Source organism: Nocardia sp. NPDC058497, from assembly GCF_042720195.1.
Taxonomy (GTDB): Bacteria; Actinomycetota; Actinomycetes; order Mycobacteriales; family Mycobacteriaceae; genus Nocardia.
Genome location: NZ_JBHXMY010000996.1, coordinates 1 through 1,275, shown reverse-complemented (window position 1 = coordinate 1,275; position 1,275 = coordinate 1). Strand labels below are relative to the sequence as shown.

The window sequence follows — 1,275 nt, the reverse complement described above, 5'->3', positions numbered from 1 at the left end:
CGACTATCAGTCGCCAATCGGCGAACAAGTGCCCATTCTTTCGCCGGGGTACCCCGAATGCCGGGCACCTTTGGTCGGCCGACGCGATCGAGGGCACCTTCATTCGGCGGGTGCGCGGGTGCCCCCGGACTTCGAGACACTGCCTAGGCCGGTTTCGGGCCCCAGTCGTCCTCGTCGTCGTAGTCGTTGCGGGCGGCGGCGGCATCGGCACGGTTGGCGAACCCCGATATCGCCGTCATGGAGGCGGGGTCTCGGTCGGCGGCTGCGCCGATCCGGTCGGCCGCTTCCCGGCCTATCGGTTCCCTGCCCATCTCGAACTCCCCCATCGCGTGAGAACGTCCAGCAGATTCGGTGTACACGCAGATTCGGCTCGTGACGCTACCGCAGCACCGACCTCGGATGCGGACGCCGTACTCGCGGGTCGCCGGCGAGTACGGCGTGGCCTCGCGTGGATTCGGGAACCGCGGCGAGGCCGTCGGCGTGAGCCCGGTTTCGTCTCGTCGCAACAATTGCCGGCGAGCCGAATTCCACTCGCGCCGTTCGCATTCGGAAACAGCCGAGGGTAAATCGGGACCGGAGTTTCTTTCCACGTTCCGCTTGACATCGGCCCTGGCATCGAGCGTCCATGGAACCCGGAACAACACCGCCCCGGGGAATTCGCCCCATCGGTGTGGTTCCTGTCCCGACCGGGACATCACCGGAAATTCACGAACCCCATTACTGGAGGGACCTGCCATGTCCAAGAAGAACACCACCACCACCGTGCCCCCGGCACCAGCCGCGCCCGCCCCGGAAACCACCGCGCCCGCCCCGGAACACGGTTCGGTGCGGCCGGTTGTGCCCGTGCTGCGCAAACCCGCACCACGGGCGTTGTGGGCGGCGCTGGGCACCCATCCGGGTAGCACCACCGCCGCGCTGGCGGACGTAGCACGGGCGCACCAATATTCATGTTGTCGATGAATCCGATCTCGTGGCCGAAGCCCGCTCGTGGGGGTTGGCGCCGCGAGTCGCGCAGGACACGGTCCGGTCCGTGATGGCGAGGGTTTGGGACGCTGTGCACTCGATCGACCTGCCGCCCGGTGCTGAGCACGTCTCGGACAGGCTCGAAGCTCTATGGGTTCGGCGCCATTGGACTGTGTCATGACCGCAAGCTCTGCACTCGGCAGATCCCGGCCGAGTGCACTCGGCCGGGATCAGCCCCCGAAGGGGTCGCTACAAACGGATCACTCGGGCTGGCTGTTATAAACAAAACCGAGCCCACCAGACCGGAATACA

General features: G+C 66.4%; 2 protein-coding genes. One reads left to right on the top strand and one right to left on the bottom strand.

Annotation, left to right across the window (positions count from 1 at the left end):
* Positions 1-143: 143 nt before the first annotated feature.
* Positions 144-311 (bottom strand): hypothetical protein, encoded by a 168-nt coding sequence (locus tag ACFWPJ_RS33195; RefSeq protein WP_378857535.1) that lies wholly within the window; start codon positions 309-311, stop codon positions 144-146.
* Positions 312-735: 424 nt separating this feature from the next.
* On the opposite strand from ACFWPJ_RS33195, the gene ACFWPJ_RS33190 reads away from it, so the two are divergent.
* Positions 736-960, top strand: coding sequence for a hypothetical protein (locus ACFWPJ_RS33190; RefSeq protein ID WP_378857533.1), 225 nt, complete (start codon positions 736-738; stop codon positions 958-960).
* The last annotated feature ends 315 nt before the right edge of the window (positions 961-1,275 follow it).